Origin of the sequence: Methylomonas stagni, from assembly GCF_050154735.1 — a bacterium.
GTDB classification, from domain to species: Bacteria; Pseudomonadota; Gammaproteobacteria; order Methylococcales; family Methylomonadaceae; genus Methylomonas; species Methylomonas koyamae_A.
The window spans coordinates 2543101-2560198 of record NZ_CP189557.1 but is presented as its reverse complement, the minus strand read 5'-3'; the positions used below and the strand labels follow the sequence as shown (position 1 = coordinate 2560198).

Below are 17098 nucleotides of genomic sequence, written 5' to 3'. Positions count from 1 at the left end.
GTGGTCAAGCGGAATCAATCCTCGCGATGCCGGCCGCGGCGGCATTGACTAAAGGTCGAGTCGGTGTTTGCCGAGGCATCGCGAGCCGCCACGCCGGTGTCCGGGAAGTCGGTGAACAAGCCATCCACGCCTAAATCGAAGTAGTAGCTCATTTCCTGTTGCGGGTCCGCGAAACCGTAACCGCCGGAGTCGTTGCGGAAGGTCCAGCTATGCACCTGCAAACCCTTGTCGTGCGCCATTTCCAGTACGCCGGTACTGCCGTCCACTCGGCGGTCGTGAAGGTCTATGCTACCGTCGCCGGTACGGTCCACGCCATCGGCCACCGTTTTCACCAGATAAGGTTTCCATGGGCCGATTGCGTCGGCATAGGACTTAACGAAATCCAGGCCGGTTTCGCTTAACAAATCCGCAAAAGTGCGCGGGTCGCCGGCTTTGACGAAATCGTAAGGCTGTTTGTAAGGCGGAACCAGCGACAGCGAACCATCGGCATTGACATCGTCGGCGTCGATCAACTGCACCAAGCGAATGTCGGTTTTCCTGCTCAGATATTGCAGATTGCCGACTTCGAAGGATTGGATGAACACCGGCGCGCAGGCGCTATCGTCGTAGGCGGCGTGCAATTTGGCCAACAACTTGTTTTCGAAGAAATTCCGGCCGAACAGCGGCCGGCGGTTGGCGGCTTTCAAGTCGGCGTGATAGGTGGAATGTTTGATTTCCGGATAAATGCCGATGGTCCGGCCGGTTTCTCGGCTTTTTTGCTTGGCCAGCGCGATGACTTCTTCCAGTGTCGGAATTTCATACAGGCCGTCGTAGGCGGTGTTGGCAGGCCGCTGCAGCGGCAAACGCTCTTTGGCGCGCAGGGTTTTGATCTCCGCCAACGTAAAATCGCTGGCAAACCAGTCTTCGTATTCGACACCATCCACCATCCGCTTGGTTTTGCGGCCGGCGAATTCCGGGTGATTGGCCACGTCGGTGGTGCCGCCTATCATCGGTTCGTGGCGGGCGATCATCTGGCCGTCCTTGGTCAACACCAAATCGGGCTCGATGAAATCGACGCCCATCTCGATTGCCAGCGTATAGCCCGCCAATGTGTGCTCCGGCCGGTAACCGGCGGCACCGCGATGGCCGATGACGAGAGGGCTGGTTTGCATGGTGCCGTGATCTCGATGATAGGAATGGGCGGCGGCGGTGCCGGGCCCAGTCAATATAGCCAGGGAAACGGCCGCCGCCGGCAGGTTGTAAAGCATTTTAAACATGTTGGCTCCTTAGTTAAGGAAAGGTGAGCTTCCTAGGAAATTAATCGCGGCGTTCGCCGTCGGCGGGCAGTACTTTGCTGAACACCGTCGCGCCGTTGATGTCTTTCAACGCCACCCGCAAGGCTCGGCTGCGTTGGTCGATATCGACTTGACCGAAGAACTGCAAGCCGGCGTACGGGGACAAGTTGACTTGGCCGGCCGGTGGCGCCTTGCTGAACACCACTTGCGGGCCGAAGGTGCCGTCGGTGCCGTTCGGTCCGAATGAGCCGGCGTTCAGCGGGCCGGCGACGAATTCCCAGAACGGCGCGAAATCCTTGCTGGCGGCCTTGCTGGGGTCGTAATAGTGCGCGGCGGCGTAATGCACGTCGGCGGTCAGCCACACCACGTTTTTGACGTGGGCGTGTTTGATAAAGCTCAGCAAGCGGGCGATTTCCAGCTCGCGGCCGGCGGCCGGACCGTTGTTGCCGTTGGCGACCGCTTCCCAGCGCGGCGTGCCGTCCGGCAAGCTACCGTCGCCGATGTTCAAGCCGATCGGCATGTCGGCCGAAATGATTTTCCAGGTGGCGTCGGAGCTGGCCAAGGCTTCTTCCAGACGAGCCAGTTGTTCCTCGCCCAGGAATGCGGTTTCCTCGCTTTCGGAGGTTTGCAGATTGGCGGTGTTCGGACCACGGTAGCTGCGCATGTCCAAGACGAACACCTCCAGCAACTTGCCGTAAGACAATTTCCGGTAAACCCGGTCGGATTCTTCCGCACCGTGCGGGCGTAGCGGCGCGTATTCGTGGAAGGCTTGGGTGGCGTGGGCGATCAGGGTCGGAATATCCTTGATGGTATAGCGCGCGTCGTTGCTCAGGTCCTTGGCATCCGACCAGTTGTTGACCACTTCGTGGTCGTCCCATTGCCAGATTTGCGGTACTTCGGCGTTAAAGCGGCGCAGATTGGCGTCCAGCAGATTGTATTTGTAACGGCCGCGAAACTCGTCCAGCGTTTCGGCCACTTTGGACACTTCCGGCGTGACCAGATTGGTCCAGACCTGGCCGTTCTCGGCGACCACGCTTTCTTTAATCGGGCCGTCGGAATACACGCTGTCGCCGCTTTCAATGAAGAATTGCGGTTGGACTTTACGCATCGCTTCGTAGATTTTCATGCCGCCGAAACTTTCGTTGATGCCCCAGCCCTGGCCGGCGATGTCGCCGCCCCACACAAAGCGGATGTTGTCGCGTTTACCGATCGTGTGGAAATGCCCGGTCACCGCCGCGCTGGCATTGCGAGCGTTGGTCAAGTCTTCGAACCAGACCTTGACGTAAACGTCTTGGCCGGCCGGCAGATCGACCAAATCCTGGCGGGCGGTGAAATCGGATTCAGGCGTCGCATAAGGGCCGCGAATCGTTACCGGATTGGTGAAGTCGGCATCGAATGCATATTGCACGAACATCCGGGCCGGGCGGTCGGCACGGCTCCACACCACGGTTCTGCCCGGCAGCGGATCGCCGAATTGGATGCCTTGCGGCATTTGCGGGGCGTCCACCGCGCAAGCCGGGTTTGTTAAAGCGGCAATGGCCGCCAGCAGCGCCGATTGGCCGGCGATACGGGTAAATCTGCTTAATTTACGCATGCTTAATTCCAGGGCTGGGTAGAGGAGGCTGGGATTATAGGCAGCGCAAAATGACAGGATGATTAAGCGGAGCCGCTTGATTTTTCGAGCGAATCGGCGGAATCGGGTGGTGGGAGGGATTTGGAATGTCGTTTTTATCGGTCGTTCGTCGCGCGGATTTGTGCTGTGGCGAAGTCGTGGCAGACGCATCGAATGCGCCGTTAAGCCCGCCCGGCTGTTGCTGCCGGGCGGAATGAGCAGGAGTGAGGCTTTGCGTTGCAGGACACAGGCGGAATGCACTCGCCGTGTCGTTTCTTTCGCGCGTGCGTTTGGCGCGAAGGTTTGGGCTTGCGGCGCGGTCGGTTTACTGAAGACGTTGCGGCCGCGTTCCGGTGGGACCGGTCCCCGGTTTACAAGCGGCCGTTTTGGTAGTCGTCTATCGCTTGCAGAATTTCGGCCTCGCTGTTCATCACGAACGGGCCGCGCTGCACAATCGGTTCGCGCAGCGGCCGGCCGGCGATCAGTATGGCTTGGCTGTCCTGTTCGGCGATCATCACTACGCCGTCGCTTTCCGACCGATTATTTAACACCGCCAATTGCCGAGCCGCGAGCTTGCGCCCGCCGACCGTCAGCTCGCCGCGATAAACGTAGATAAAGGCATTGCGGTCGGGCGGCAGCGCTTGGCTGAATGCGTCGCCGGCCGGCAAGTGCAGATCCAGAAACAACGGTTCGGTGACCGGCCGTTGTATCGCGCCAGCCACGCCGTGACTGGCGCCGGCAATCACGCGGAGCAGGCCGCCGTTCGGCAGCTCGAGTTCCGGTATCGCCGGGCTTTGCACGTCGAGGTAGCTGGGGGCCTGCATTTTGTGCGCGGCCGGCAGATTGATCCACAGTTGAAAGCCTGCCAACAAACCGTCTTTCTGCTCCGGCATTTCCGAATGGATAATCCCGCGTCCGGCGGTCATCCATTGTATCCCGCCAGTCTCCAATAGCCCGGCGTGGCCGGCATTGTCGCTATGCCGCATGCGCCCGGCCAGCAAATAGGTCAGAGTTTCGAAGCCGCGATGCGGGTGGCTGGGGAAGCCGGCGACATAATCGCCGGGGTTGTTGCTGCCAAAGGCGTCCAGCAATAGAAACGGGTCCAGCCGTTTTTGTAAACTTGGCGGTATCAGCCGCGTCAGTTGGACGCCGGCGCCGTCGGTTGTGTTAAGCCCGGTGACTAATTGTTCGATAGTCCGGGAGTGATTTACGGTGGAAGCGGATGTTGGGCTCATCGGTTGATCTCATTTTAATTGGGCGTGTTTAAGGTCCCTTCGGCGTCGCGCGGGGACCGAGCGGCATCGGCACGGTTCCTGATCCCAGCGGGGCGTTCCCTTGATCCAAGCGTGGCGTTCCCTTGATCCAAGCGTGGCGTTCCCTTGATCCAAGCGTGGCGTTTCCCTGAGCAGAGCGGGGCGTTCCCCGAGCGGAGCCGAAGCGTTCCCTGAGCGGAGTCGAAGGGAACATGCCGGTCGGTTCAATCATCGACAGGGCAAATCCTCGAGGGGGTGACGGATTTGGAACTCGCCGCAGGATGGGGGGCGCCGGTCATATTTCCAGCGCGGCAATTTCCAGCTCGGCTTGCCGCAAGGCCAGTTCGGCGACATCGCCGCTTCTTGCCAGACCTTCGGCATGGATGAAAGTCAGATCGGTCATGCCCAAAAAGCCCAGCATCGTTTGCAGGTAGGGCGTCATCGTATCCAAGGGAGTGTCGCTGTGTTGTCCGCCATAAGTTAAGGTTAAATAAACCTTTTTGCCGCGCAACAAGCCTTCCGGGCCGGACTCGGTGTAACGAAACGTCAGGTCGGCGCGGGCAATGGCATCGAACCAGGCTTTGAGCTGGGCGGGAATCCCGAAGTTGTACATCGGAACGCCCAGCACGATACGGTCGGCTTGTTGGATTTCGTCTATCAAGGCGTCGAAACGTTCCGCCAAGGCCTGCTGTTCGGCGTCGCGCTGTTCGGCCGGCGTGAACAACACGCCGAGGGCCGCGCCGTCCAACAGCGGTGGAGCGGATTGCGCCAAGTCGCGTTTAATCAACTCGGAATCAGGGTAGGCGGCTTGTAGCTTTTCAGTCAATAGTGTCGCCAAATGGCTGGAGTGGCTTTGTTCGCCGCGAATGCTGGTGTTGATTTGCAGAAGGTTCATCGTTGGTCTCCTAAATGTCAGTGGATGGGGCTACTATAATTCGGGATAATCAAAACGATAAGACGTGAAAATGGATAACATTATTCCACTAGAGCAACAATATCCCGGCATCGAGCCGAACGATTTGTGGCTATTCGCCAAGGTGGCCGATTGCGGCAGCTTTTCCAGGGCCGCCGAAGCGGCGGGATTGCCCAAGTCGTCGTTGTCTAGGCGCATCGCGTTGCTGGAGCAGCGTCTGGGCGAGCGTTTGTTGCAACGCACGACGCGTAAGTTGACCCTGACCGAGCTAGGCGAACGTTTGCGGGAACATGGTCGGCAAATCGGTGAGGAAACCAACGCGGCGGTGGCCTGGGCGGCGCATCGGCAAGTGACGCCGTCCGGCCGGTTGCGTTTATCCGTTCCCGGCGATTTCGCCAGTTTGGCTTTGGCGCCGCTGTTAGCCGAATTCGGGGAACGCTATCCCGATGTGGTGTTGGCCCTGGATCTATCGCCGCGACGGGTGGATTTGGTTGGGGAAGGCTACGACTTGGCGATTCGGGTTGGCGAATTGGCCGACGACGCGATGTTGGCGGCTAAGCGCCTGGACCGGTTCGAATTCGGTTTGTACGCGGCGCCACACTATTTGGCGCGCGCCGGCACGCCGGATCATCCCCGGCAATTGGCGGAGCATACCGCGTTGCATCTGGTAGCGGCCAATCAAGAAATCGCGCCCTGGCGGTTGCGGCGCGGTGAAGAACTTTGGACCGGCCTGCCGCCCGCGGCGGTCACCGCCAATTCGCCGGAGTTATTGGTTAAACTGGCTCGTCTGGGTCGCGGTATTGTCGCGGCGCCAAAAGTCTACGGTGAATTGAGTTTGCATACTGGTGAACTGGTGCGTTTGCTAGCGGACTGGCAACTTCCCGGTGTCGATGTCTGGGCGGTATTCCCAGGCCGAAAGCTAATGCCGACCAAGACTCGAGTGTTCTTGGATTTTTTGGCGGAGCGCTTCGGTAAGGGGGCATTCTAATGAACAGATGATTTGTCGCCGAGGAAGGTGAAAAAGCTGGGCGTAGTGAGGTTACTTAGGCTACGATAAGAGGTGTCGATTTAACGGTGCTGCCCTTATAAATATGGCATATTGAGGGGGAAATGCTGTGTAGTGAGACCAAGTTACAAAAGTTGACCGGAAGCACTAAGGCAAAAAATAACCGCCAGTCTGTTAGAACTGGCGGTTGGTATATAGCAATATCGCTTGGTAATTCGATCTGCTTACGCGGATATTATGCTCTGGCTTTGAGTTTACGCTGACCCGCTAGACCTAAAAGCCCGATTCCTAACAGCGCTAACGATTCAGGCTCTGGTACAGTTACTGTGTTGCCGTTAAGCTGGCCGTTTCCCCCGTTTGAGTACTTGTCATTGGCGGTAGTGTTAAAAAACGCACTGGAGTTGTATTCAAGGGTTTTGGGGTCGAAATAGGAATATGCCGTACCGCCGACTGCTCGTAATGTTGCTGAAACGCTACCGCCTTGGATATTGGAACCGGTGTTAAAGATCAAAGAATCAATCACTAAATCAAGCCACACGGTCCCAGTCTGAGCGGCGTCAACTTCTGCGCCACTACCAGCCGGAGTGGTGTAGTTTGGGGTCAAGTCATTAACGTAAATTCTAGCCCATGCGTTGGTCGTATCGTAGGTTGAGTCGAAATTCAACGAAATACCTCCAAACGCAAATGTCAATTCGTAACCTGCATCCATAAAAGCAGGGCCGGATGAAAATCCTCCGTTAACGCGGTCGATTTCGCCTACACCTTCTAGGTAGAAACCAGTGGCTCCAACACCGCCACCAGCGACAGTACTTGTTACGGTATTGATCGCGACTCCGTTATTGAACACTGCGGAACCGGTGTCGCTGGCTGAGTACCATTGAGTAAACTTGAATTCACTTAGAAAGTCATGGTCTGTAGAGTCAATGTAGTTTGGATCCCAGTTTACGTGGCTAACGCTTAATGCGCTTGCTGTTCCGCTGAGAGCTATCATGCTGATTGCGCCGATTAATTTGAGTTTTGTCGTTGTTTTCATGTTGGTTCACCTTAGTTTGATTGGTTAAGGACTTGTATGAGTCGTATTTTTACAAGCATGTATTGTGCCGCTTTTCTTAAATAGCCATAATATATTGATATTTATGATTTTTATTCTGTCTTGTGCGATGAGCGCTCTCTGGTATTTTTTGTGGTGTAAAAAAAGCCGACGCTTCGTTTTGCCGCAGGAGAGGTCAATGGTTCTTGGTTGAAGCTGCTATACTTTAAGGACTAGTCGGTTTTTAGGGGAATTAAAATGGAACCAGATGCATTTGCCATTGCCTTGACCCGTTTTCAACAAGCAATTGGTGCTGATAGGGTCAATGCTGATTCGGATATGTTGGACATCGTTACTAGCGATTGCTCTATGTTACGGCGCCGTATTATCGCTACCCTTGAGCTTTCGAGCGCTTCGGATGTGTGTGAAGTTGTTAGGATTGCCAATGAGCATCGCATTTCCCTCTATCCCTTTAGCACAGGACGAAACTGGGGCTATGGATCGAAAAATCCCGTCCAGGATTGTTCCGTACTGGTGGATTTGTCACATATGACTCAGATTATCGACTTCGATGATGAAACAGGTTTAGTTACTATTGAGCCTGGTGTTACTCAACGTCAATTAGATGCCTTTTTACGAGCGCATGGGCATCCTTATATCGTCCCTGTAACGGGAGGCGGTCCGGATTGCAGTTTGGTCGGCAACGCTCTAGAACGCGGTTACGGTATAACGCCTTATGCCGACCATTTTAGCGCGGTGATGAGTTTGGAAGCTGTTCTGCCAAACGGTGAAATTTATCGTTCCATGATGGAGGGGTTGGGCGGAGTTGAGATAGATAAGGCCTTCAAGTATGGGATGGGGCCATACTGTGACGGTTTGTTTTCTCAAGGCAATTTTGGAATTGTGACGAAAATGACGATAGCCTTGGCGCCTAAGCCAGAACGAGTCGAGGCTTTCTTCTTTGGCGTAAAAAAGTCTGACGATTTGGAGTTGGCCGTAGAAAAAGTGCGGCAGGTTCTTAGAGAAGTCGGTGCGGTGACGGGATCGATAAATTTGATGAACGGACACCGGATGTTGTCGATGTCGGAACCTTACCCGAAGGATAGGCTAGGCGAGAATGGAATGATTCCTGACGCGGTTTTGAAAAAACTGATGCGGCGCAATCTATTTATGGAATGGACCGGCGTTGGAGCAATCTACGGCAATAAGAAGGTCGTGAAGGCGGTGAAAGGCGAAATTTGCAAAATATTAGGTCCGGTTGCTAAGCGGTTGGTGTTCTTCACGCCAAAAAAAGCGAGATTTTTATTTAAACTAGCTTCAGCTATCCCGATCTTCCGGGATTCGCAAATTGTAAAGGGTTTGGCATCTGTCAACAAGAGCATGCAGATATTTGCAGGAGAGCCAAGCGAAATAGCCTTGCCTCTCGCTTATTGGCGATCGGGTGTCATGCCGGCAGACGGGACGCCTATGAATCCAGATGTCGACGGTTGCGGTTTAATCTGGTACTCCCCGCTTTTGCCGATGAAGCCGAGTTTGACAAGAGCCTATATTGATATGGTTACGAAAATTTGTGTAAAACACAAAATTGAGCCACTAATTACGCTAACGAGTATTTCCGATCGCTGTTGGGATAGCACGATACCAATTTTGTTTGATAGGCAAAATTCAGAAGAGGTTGCTCGTGCTCATGCGTGTTATCACGAGTTGTTGGATACCGGTATAGCATTAGGATTTATACCTTATAGGCTGGGCATTCAGTCTATGTCTTTGCCAAGCGAAAAAAATGCAGTACCTTCTTTCTTGCAAGCTGTAAAGAAAGCAGTGGATCCGAGTAATATTATGGCTCCGGGGCGTTACGGATTGTGATTCTTCGCTCATTCAGCAATGTAGTCGTTAGGGAACCTCTGATTAATTCGCAACCTAGTATTCTATAACTAATTAAATCAACGGCTTATGTATTCGAATGTTTTGAAAAACTGAATTAGTCAGAGGTTCCTTAGCAAAATCAAAAGGTTTAATAAATCATAATCCTTCGAAAGACAGGTTGTATATACTTGAGCATTGCGCAAAAAAACCACTTGTTATTTAAATCGCTGGCGAGTCCAATATCGTGTAATTACTGTTTGAAAATATGTGTGGGTTAAAGGTGGCTGGATCGGTAGAGTCTGCACTGATAATTGGTTGTCAAAGCTGGTCCGAGCCTCTAAATATGCTAAAAAAAAGGAAATGACTTTGTTTTTCTGCGGGTACTCTTCGGGATAAAATGTTTAGTAGCTTTGGTTAATATATTGAAAGCCCATAGTGGAATAGATATAACTTTCGGTATATCTAAAACATGCTCCTTTGATATGCATTGTAATATTTTTATTATATCGACTAATTTTAATGCTTGATCGGGTCCGGAGCAAAGATGAAATATTTTTCCAACGAAATCTAGTCTTTGCGAGCTGGTTTTTATACATTTTGCAACATAATCAACGGGTATTATATCCAGCTTTGCGTTGCCGAGGTGCGGTAATAGTCCAAATGTAAGGCGCCCTGACAGAAAGTCACAAATATAATAAAAAATTTGGAAGTGAATGATCTTACCTGTTTCGGAGTGTCCGACAACCATACTCGGACGGTGTACAGTTACAGGTAAATTGAGTTCGGGCATCTTTTCTCTTAAATAATCTTCTGCTTCAGCCTTGGATTGCTCGTATGTGTTATGAAATGCTCTCGTTTCGGTAATCCATGTTTCCGGTATTAAGCCGGACATCTTGCCAGCTACCCCAATAGTGCTGACATATTCTACCTTCTGCAATACTCCCGCCACTTGGCAGGCGTGAGCCAGTTCGACAATGTTTTTGACGGCGCTCAATGCGTGTTTGCGAGCCGTGTCCAGCGGCAGATTCATCCGTACCACGCCGGCGCTATGGATAATGTGCGTGCATGAATTAACGATTTCTCCATAGGCTTGCTCGGATAGGGCAAAGCGCGGCTCATCGGTGTCCCCTTGTAGTAGGCTAATCCGTCGGCGCGCGTCGTCGGCTCGAGTGGTATCCAGTTCCCAGAATTCAATCAGTTCCTCTAGTCGTTGCCGGAGGTGCTCGGGTGATTTCGCGCGGATTAACAACCAAATTCGGTTTTGTGGTTCTTCCAGCAATAGCGGTACCAGCATGCTGCCGATAGCGCCGGTCGCGCCTGTGACGAAGTAATTGGATTTCATCGTTATTCCTTGGGTGCGATTGGACGATCTGCAAAAGGACTTGTCAGGCCGGTAACTTCAGCAGCACGATATTAGGTTCAATCAACAGGGGTTGCTGGTGAATAGTTGAATCGCCATTGTCTAATGCGTCGTAAAGCTGGTTAATCCACGTTCCGTAATCTCTTTGAATATTCCTCCGCAACAGCTTTAAATTACGCGTCAGTTCATTTCTTTCGACCGACAGTGACGAAAAGCTTAACACAGCACCGACCGGGCGCTTGTAATTGGGTAATTCCGTTGCGGTTTCGGCGAGCGTCTTCGCTAATTTTCTGGCGAAATCGAGCATTTCGCCGGCGTCTTCTGGTCGTTTGGCTCCCACTGTTACCAAGGTTGTCAAAAATTTGCGGTTTGCGCCGAATACAACCGCGTGCTCGATTTTACTATGGCTTTTTAACAAGTCTTCGATTTCGACAGGGGCGATTTTGCGGCCGGTGGAGGTCTTAAACACGTCGGATTTTCGCCCGGTCAGGCGAATGTAGCCGTGTTCGTCGATCTCGGCATAATCCCCGCTCGCCAAATAACCGTCCGTCGTTAATCTGCGGTCTTCTTGTTGTTCCGCTACATAGCCACCAAAAACTCCGCTGCCTTTAACGAGTAATTCACCGTCTTCCGCAAGTATTACCCTATTAGGGCTTAGTGGTTTACCGACAGTGCCGAATCGGTAGTCGTTGCCGCGGTTCGCGGCAATCGGAACAACGTTTTCGCTGAGACCGTAGGACTCCAGAATCAACAGCCCTGTTGCGTAGAAGCGTTTTAGCAGCCAAATTGGTATCGGAGCGGAACCGCTAATCAAATATCGAATGTTGCATCCGAACAATGATGTAAACGACTTGAATAGGTGGCGATTGATAAAACGAAATAGGCATCCGACCGGCGAATCGTTTTCCCCCGCAGACAGACAATAGCAGAGGAGGTGATAGATAGGTTTTGGTTGTCTATTTAATTTGTTCTCGACTTCTTGATAGAGCTTTTCGTAAAAACGCGGGACAGCAATAAAGACATGCGGGTTGATTTGAGGTAGATATTCAATGATTTTTTGCGGCTGAGTTACGAAAAATATTTCCGAACCTCCAGCAAGCGCACATAGGTTTACAATGCGTTGAAAAAGATTCGATAACGGCAACCAACAGACCAAATGGCAGGGGCTTGGCCAATTTCCGGGAAGGTGTCCAATATGGCTTGAATAGCGGTGACGATCTGTTCGTGTCTGTACGCTATTCCCTTGGGGGTACCGGTGGTGCCGGAGGTGAATATGATCGTTGCAATGTCGTTGGGGAATATCGCCGTTGATAAAACCGTGTGGTCGAGTTTTTCGTCGAGGTGGTCGTGAATGGTCACCGAGTGAAGCTTGCTCTTACCGGATTCGCTGGCATCTTCAAGTGAAATAACGGTGGATATTTGATTAAAGACGCTGTCGCCAAATTTTTCCAAACGTCCAACTCGATCGATAATCATGGCATCGATTTTGACCAGAGTGGAGATGGTTTCGAGATGTTCCGCGGTTTCTTCGGGATCTATCCCGACAATGACGCCGCCGAGCATCAGAATTGCGTGATGTGCCAATTCCCATTGGCTTGAGCTTGCCGCCAAAACAACGACTGTCTGCCCTTTTTCGATACCGAGAGTTTTTAGCTGCCAAGCTAGATCGACTGCCTGTAAATAGAATTGGCTGATGTTGGTGGGTGACCATTGGCCGTGAATATCGAGCGACCAATGAGCGTTAGCGTTCGGAGTTTGCCTGGCTCTTGTGGCTAACAATTCAGGGAGCGTCACTCTTTGCATTTTGCAATCTCCTTGTTGCTATCATGGGTGGATCGTAAGCACCCAGTGGGTGGTTTACGGTCAATTCCTTTTCCGATAGGTCAAGCCATTTCAGGCTTCTTGTCACCTCACTGCCTAAAAATACTTTCTTTTTGAGCATAAAGTCGATTATAGGCACGAGTATGCGCCATTGGTTTACATTGGCCTTGCCCTCGCGTATTAATGCGGAAAACTCCGGCAGATACGGGTTGTACCCAAAATGCTTTAAGTCTGAATACATTAATAGCCAATTGATTGGGTAATTGCTGAATATCGGGCTGGCGTGCTTTCCGGATTTTACCAAACCCAGTTGCACGACTTTTTGCATGATCTGTTCCTGGTTGTAACGCCAGGCGTGATAGGGTGCTAAGTATCTGGGAAATACAGTTCCGGAAGGATAGTTCTGGGGATTGAAAAATCGGGAAAGCTCTAGTTCGTCAAATTCGGTGCTGGTTTTCAGTGCCGGTGGCGTCCAATCGACTTTGGCAATCAAATCCCTGGAGAACTCGTAAAGCATTCGTTCAGGTTCGGGTTGGCCGGGCGAATATCCGGCCAGTATCAGCGGAATATTTTTTTCGAGGGCCAACTTAATGGCATCGCCCTCGAATAGCGGGGCGTAGACGTACGACACGGTGTATACCGCGCCGCGCGGTTCCTGGTTTTTCAGCAAATGTCGGAAGAGCTTTTGGTAAAACTGCTCGGAAGGCCGGTAAACCACATGGTCGATGTCCAGCTTATTCAACGTGCGACGGATATTGTCCCAGGCTAACGGCGGAATATTGATGTCGGTGGTGAAGGCCAGAACCTTAAGGCCGTATTCGACTTTTAACTTATAAAGTAAATAAATGCTGTCCTTACCGCCGCTAAGCGGCACCAAGCAATCGTATTCCGCTTGATTCTTACACTCGCGCAGGGCTTTTTCCAGATCGGCTTCGCGTTCGGCACGCTGTCTATCTAAAATTTGGCTGTCTTCCGGTTTATAGTTTTCGCACAGATGGCAAATCCCATTTTTGCCGAGTATGACTCCGGGTACCGCATCGGATATTAAACATTTAACGCAGTTTGCCATAATAGCTCCAGGGACAGGTTCTTAATTTCGCGCTAACAGGCGAGGGGTGTTGCGCTCGGTAAAACTATCTGGCTCCCTTACCCCATAAGATGACCTCGACGGTGCTCATCATGATGGTCAAATCTAAAAACAGACTGTAGTTTTTTACATAATATAAGTCATATTGCAATTTCTGCAGGGTGTCGTACTCGCTGGCGCCGTACGGGTAGCATAGCTGCGCCCAGCCGGTGATACCGGGTTTTACCCGGTGCCTTTCCTTGTAATAGGGGATGCGTTCTTCGAAACCTTGCACAAATTCGGGGCGTTCGGGTCTTGGGCCAACGAAGCTCATGTCGCCTTTCAACACGTTCAGCAGCTGCGGAAGCTCGTCTATCCGATATTTGCGGATAAACTTGCCGACCTTGGTGACCCTGTCGTCTGTTTGAGCGGCCCATTGCGCGCCGTTTTTTCGGCATCCACTCGCATGCTGCGGAATTTGATGACGTTAAATACCTCGCTACGATAGCCTACCCGCCGCTGCCTATAAAATACCGGCGCGCCAAAGCCGCTTTCGACGTAGATCGCCATCATGGTCAGCACCATGATCCACCAACTGACGGATAGCAATAACAAGCTGGCAATCACGTCGAACGTGCGTTTGACGATAGGGCGGGTGCCGTCGTTAACGAAACCGTCGGAGAACACCAGCCAGCTCGGGCTTAACGTTTCCAGATATATCAAGCGCTGTTCGCGCTCGTAAAAGGTTTGCAAATCCATGATTTGAACGCCGGACATCTTGACGTCCAGCAGCTCGTCGACAGGGAGCTTTTTGCGCCTATCGTCCACCGCGATGACAATTTCGTCGACCTCGGCGGCTTCGACAATGTCGTTCAAGCGCAATTTCTCGTTGAGTGCGATGGCGTGCGGTACGTTGATGGGTTCGTCTTCGAGTGTTACATAACCGACAATTTCGAAGCCGCGATAAATGTAACTGGAATTGATGACGCTCAATTCCCCGGCTCGCTGGCCGCAACCGATGACCAGTACCCGGCGCTTGAGTTTTTCCAAGTTCACGAAACGATAAAACAGGTGGCGGGTCAGCAGTAGCCCGGCGTAGGAGAGAATCAGCGCGGAAATCAAAACGCTACGTGCCAACATCAGGTCTGGAATCACGTAGTAGATAAATGCCAACATGAAAACCGCAATGGCGAACGCAAAACTAATACGCTGTAGGATATTGTATTCTTCCTTATCGAGCGTTTTCCGGTATAGCCCCAACGCCGAGCACGCGGCGGTAAATACCATTGAGTACATCAAGGCGGCGGCTCCCAGTTCGTTGGAGGTATACCAGGAGGCCGTATAGAGAAAACGGACTGTCGCGCCACAATACATCGCCAGAAAAAAGACCAGCCATTCCAGGATTAACAGCCATAAATAAGCCGTTGAAATATAGTGTCGAAAGATTCGAATCATATTGGGTGCGAATTACGGTCCGGGAAGAATTATTGGAGAGACGTTTGGCCGGCCAGTGCTCGGATGTATTCGGCCGGAATGGCATAAGTGATGCCACTGGGGTTGGTGATGGCGTTTTCCTTGCTGCCTTGCACGAACACCTTGTTGATGATGCCGACGACCTTGCCCGAGTCCGGATCGTAAAGCGGGCTACCGCTGTTGCCCGGATAGGCGGTCGCGTCGAGTTGGAACACGTTGTACGGGGTCTGCAGTTTTCTCAGCATGTTCACATTCAATTGATTGGTGGCGATGGCTGGGATTGCATTGGGCGAAATCGCTGAAACCATGGTGTGATGGGTGACAGGGTATAAGCCCAATACCATGCCGATCGGATAGCCGGTAAAAGCGAATTGCTCGCCTTCTTTAACCTTTCGCGAATCGCCGATTTCCAGCGGCGGTAGCTTGCCGCCTTCGAGCGTCAGCATCGCCAAGTCATGCTCTCCGTCCACGCCGGCAATATTCGCGATCAACATGTGTTCTTTTTGGTCCTGCAGATAGAACACGGCGAAACGCTCCAACCGGGCGCCGTCCAGCTTTTTCTCGAGCACATGGGCATTGGTGACGATCCGGTCGCCGTTACCGACCGCAAAGCCGGTCCCCAAAAACAGCGCCCTGGGATTACGGGTAGGCATGTAAGTTCCGACAGCAACCACGCCGGGTTTGATAAGGGCGATGGTATCCGGAAGTTTGTTGTCGTTGGCAAGCAAGTTGCCACTGGCGGCAAGCGTTAAAGCACTACCCAGAAAATATGCCGCTAAGTTAATCATGCAGAACTGTCGAGGGGGTCATACGAAGCCATGCCTAAAGTTTAGCCTATCTTGTCGTCAATACTAACACCCTGCCGAGAGTAGCGGCGCAAATTCGTTGGTGGTTCGATCCAAGCAGAGTTTTGGCTTGGAAACGGTTCGGTCGGGATGGCTGGATGAATTTGGAGACGCGGAGTCGCTACGGTTGGTTTTTTCCCGAAACAGCGGAACTTGACCGGCATTGGCCGGTCTACTTGGGCGGAGATAGTGCAGCCGGTAGCGCCGCGATCGGGAAACAGTGAGATCCCGTTCCGCGTTACCGGTTTTTTTATGGGTATAGCCTTTCCTGCTGAAACGAGGAGCCGTTCCAGCACAGTGCGCTGGCGCCGTCTATCGTCCAGTCAGCCAGCACGAAACGCTTGGCATGGCGGCCTTCCAGCAGGAATTCGTGCAGGTTCGGGCGATGGGTGTGGCCGTGTATTAGAATGTCGCAGCCATGTTGGCGCATCGTTTCGGCGACGGTTTGTTGATTGACATCCATGATTTCATCGGTTTTGCCGCGCTTATGATAAAAGCTGCGTAGGCGGTACCAGCGCGCGGCCAACAGGCGAAGTATCAATGGTTTGCTCAGTACATTGTTGCGCCACCGAGGATTACGGGATTTTTTCCGAAACGCTTGGTAAGCCTCGTCGTCGGTACAGAGCAAATCGCCATGCGTCAATAAAACTCGGGTGCCGTTCAAGTCGATAACGCTGTAATCGTCCAACAACGTGACGCCGGTTTCCCGACAAAACTGTTCGCCCAGCAGAAAGTCCCGATTGCCTTGCGACAAGAAAATCCGGGTTCCGGCTTCGGTCAGCGTTCTCAGTGCTTTTTTGATACTTTGGTTGGGTGGGGTTTTGTCATCGTCACCTATCCAGGCGTCGAAGAGATCGCCGAGTATATAGACGGCTTGGGCGCGCGAGGCTCGGTGCTGCAAAAAATCGAGAAAGCGCCGGGTTAGTCCCGGCTTTTCCCATGCCAGATGCAGGTCGGAGATGAACAGAATATCCTGGTGTAGAGACGCCTGCTTCGGCGTCTCTAGCGAGGATTGCGGCATGGCGTTATTCGACGACTTCGGCTTTCTCAATGACGATGTCGGTTTTGGGGACGTCTTGATGCATGCCGCGGTTGGCGGTGGGTTGCTTGGCCATCGCATCGACGACATCCATGCCTTCGACGACTTCGCCAAATACCGCATAGCCCCAGCCGCTAGGCGTTTGGTTGGTATGGTCTAAAAAGGCGTTGTCTTTATAATTGATAAAAAATTGCGCGGTGGCCGAATGAGGATCGTTGGTACGGGCCATAGCGATGGTGCCGCGCTTGTTTTTCAGGCCGTTGTTCGCTTCGTTTTGGATGGTGGCCTTGGTGGCTTTTTGATTGAACGACGTGTCGAAACCACCGCCTTGAGCCATGAACCCCGGAATGACACGATGGAAGATCGTGCCGTTATAAAAGCCGTCGTTCACGTAGGCAATGAAGTTGGCCGTCGATGCAGGCGCTTTGACGGCGTCGAGTTGGATGACGATGGTGCCTAGCGTGGTGGTCAATTTGACTTTGGATTGGGAGTCCGACATTTTGTTTTCCGTTGCAAATGAAAGGGTTGAAAATAAAAACA

14 protein-coding genes and 1 pseudogene are annotated in these 17098 nt (G+C 52.4%); 2 read left to right on the top strand and 13 right to left on the bottom strand.

Translation table 11 applies throughout. The features are described 5' to 3' along the window. Positions 1-14 precede the first annotated feature (14 nt). From ACP4CD_RS11820 to ACP4CD_RS11805, 4 genes are all read right to left on the bottom strand, one after another. Positions 15-1256: a glycerophosphodiester phosphodiesterase gene (locus ACP4CD_RS11820; RefSeq protein ID WP_426991076.1), complete on the bottom strand. Its 1242-nt coding sequence runs from the start codon at positions 1254-1256 to the stop codon at positions 15-17. A gap of 40 nt (positions 1257-1296) precedes the next feature. Then, the gene (locus ACP4CD_RS11815; RefSeq protein WP_313728825.1) at positions 1297-2868 is read right to left on the bottom strand and encodes an alkaline phosphatase D family protein; all 1572 of its coding nucleotides are present in this window, start codon (positions 2866-2868) and stop codon (positions 1297-1299) included. Between the two features lie 389 nt (positions 2869-3257). Beyond that, positions 3258-4121, bottom strand: coding sequence for a pirin family protein (locus tag ACP4CD_RS11810; protein ID WP_426991075.1), 864 nt, complete (start codon positions 4119-4121; stop codon positions 3258-3260). Between the two features lie 313 nt (positions 4122-4434). Further along, positions 4435-5034 (bottom strand): FMN-dependent NADH-azoreductase, encoded by a 600-nt coding sequence (locus ACP4CD_RS11805; protein WP_064024225.1) that lies wholly within the window; start codon positions 5032-5034, stop codon positions 4435-4437. Positions 5035-5104: 70 nt separating this feature from the next. On the opposite strand from ACP4CD_RS11805, the gene ACP4CD_RS11800 reads away from it, so the two are divergent. Next, positions 5105-6040, top strand: coding sequence for a LysR family transcriptional regulator (locus ACP4CD_RS11800; protein ID WP_426991074.1), 936 nt, complete (start codon positions 5105-5107; stop codon positions 6038-6040). A 253-nt stretch (positions 6041-6293) separates the two neighbouring features. On the opposite strand, the gene ACP4CD_RS11795 is transcribed toward ACP4CD_RS11800, so the two are convergent. Then, positions 6294-7091 carry a PEP-CTERM sorting domain-containing protein gene (locus tag ACP4CD_RS11795; RefSeq protein WP_426991073.1) on the bottom strand — a complete coding sequence of 266 codons (798 nt, stop codon included), beginning with the start codon at positions 7089-7091 and terminating at the stop codon, positions 6294-6296. Positions 7092-7346: 255 nt separating this feature from the next. On the opposite strand from ACP4CD_RS11795, the gene ACP4CD_RS11790 reads away from it, so the two are divergent. Further along, a complete protein-coding gene (locus ACP4CD_RS11790; protein WP_426991072.1) occupies positions 7347-8954 on the top strand; it encodes an FAD-binding oxidoreductase in 1608 nt (535 codons plus the stop codon). A gap of 346 nt (positions 8955-9300) precedes the next feature. On the opposite strand, the gene ACP4CD_RS11785 is transcribed toward ACP4CD_RS11790, so the two are convergent. The 8 genes and pseudogenes from ACP4CD_RS11785 to ACP4CD_RS11750 all read right to left on the bottom strand — a co-directional run bounded on the left by ACP4CD_RS11785 (position 9301) and on the right by ACP4CD_RS11750 (position 17057). Beyond that, entirely contained in the window at positions 9301-10296 is a 996-nt protein-coding gene (locus ACP4CD_RS11785; protein WP_426991070.1) for an SDR family oxidoreductase, read from the bottom strand. 43 nt (positions 10297-10339) lie between these two features. Next, on the bottom strand, positions 10340-11458 hold the full coding sequence (locus tag ACP4CD_RS11780; RefSeq protein ID WP_426991068.1) for an AMP-binding protein: 1119 nt from the start codon (positions 11456-11458) through the stop codon (positions 10340-10342). Beyond that, the gene (locus ACP4CD_RS11775; protein WP_426991066.1) at positions 11425-12117 is read right to left on the bottom strand and encodes an AMP-binding protein; all 693 of its coding nucleotides are present in this window, start codon (positions 12115-12117) and stop codon (positions 11425-11427) included. The genes ACP4CD_RS11780 and ACP4CD_RS11775 overlap by 34 nt, the downstream gene beginning before the upstream one ends. Continuing rightward, entirely contained in the window at positions 12095-13012 is a 918-nt protein-coding gene (locus ACP4CD_RS11770; protein WP_426991064.1) for a hypothetical protein, read from the bottom strand. The genes ACP4CD_RS11775 and ACP4CD_RS11770 overlap by 23 nt, the downstream gene beginning before the upstream one ends. A gap of 256 nt (positions 13013-13268) precedes the next feature. After that, positions 13269-14488: pseudogene (locus ACP4CD_RS11765) on the bottom strand (TIGR03013 family XrtA/PEP-CTERM system glycosyltransferase). 197 nt (positions 14489-14685) lie between these two features. Further along, the gene (locus tag ACP4CD_RS11760) at positions 14686-15462 is read right to left on the bottom strand and encodes a S1C family serine protease (protein WP_426991062.1); all 777 of its coding nucleotides are present in this window, start codon (positions 15460-15462) and stop codon (positions 14686-14688) included. 307 nt (positions 15463-15769) lie between these two features. Beyond that, positions 15770-16540: a UDP-2,3-diacylglucosamine diphosphatase gene (locus tag ACP4CD_RS11755; RefSeq protein ID WP_426991060.1), complete on the bottom strand. Its 771-nt coding sequence runs from the start codon at positions 16538-16540 to the stop codon at positions 15770-15772. 4 nt (positions 16541-16544) lie between these two features. Next, positions 16545-17057 carry a peptidylprolyl isomerase gene (locus tag ACP4CD_RS11750; RefSeq protein ID WP_269454742.1) on the bottom strand — a complete coding sequence of 171 codons (513 nt, stop codon included), beginning with the start codon at positions 17055-17057 and terminating at the stop codon, positions 16545-16547. Between the last annotated feature and the right edge of the window lie 41 nt (positions 17058-17098).

Coding starts and splice junctions, on each gene's coding strand:
- ACP4CD_RS11815 (WP_313728825.1), bottom strand. CDS start 2,868: ATGCGTAAATTAAGCAGATTTACCCGTATCGCCGGCCAATCGGCGCTG.
- ACP4CD_RS11750 (WP_269454742.1), bottom strand. CDS start 17,057: ATGTCGGACTCCCAATCCAAAGTCAAATTGACCACCACGCTAGGCACC.
- ACP4CD_RS11755 (WP_426991060.1), bottom strand. CDS start 16,540: ATGCCGCAATCCTCGCTAGAGACGCCGAAGCAGGCGTCTCTACACCAG.
- ACP4CD_RS11790 (WP_426991072.1), top strand. CDS start 7,347: ATGGAACCAGATGCATTTGCCATTGCCTTGACCCGTTTTCAACAAGCA.
- ACP4CD_RS11820 (WP_426991076.1), bottom strand. CDS start 1,256: ATGTTTAAAATGCTTTACAACCTGCCGGCGGCGGCCGTTTCCCTGGCT.
- ACP4CD_RS11800 (WP_426991074.1), top strand. CDS start 5,105: ATGGATAACATTATTCCACTAGAGCAACAATATCCCGGCATCGAGCCG.
- ACP4CD_RS11795 (WP_426991073.1), bottom strand. CDS start 7,091: ATGAAAACAACGACAAAACTCAAATTAATCGGCGCAATCAGCATGATA.
- ACP4CD_RS11805 (WP_064024225.1), bottom strand. CDS start 5,034: ATGAACCTTCTGCAAATCAACACCAGCATTCGCGGCGAACAAAGCCAC.
- ACP4CD_RS11760 (WP_426991062.1), bottom strand. CDS start 15,462: ATGATTAACTTAGCGGCATATTTTCTGGGTAGTGCTTTAACGCTTGCC.
- ACP4CD_RS11775 (WP_426991066.1), bottom strand. CDS start 12,117: ATGCAAAGAGTGACGCTCCCTGAATTGTTAGCCACAAGAGCCAGGCAA.
- ACP4CD_RS11810 (WP_426991075.1), bottom strand. CDS start 4,121: ATGAGCCCAACATCCGCTTCCACCGTAAATCACTCCCGGACTATCGAA.
- ACP4CD_RS11785 (WP_426991070.1), bottom strand. CDS start 10,296: ATGAAATCCAATTACTTCGTCACAGGCGCGACCGGCGCTATCGGCAGC.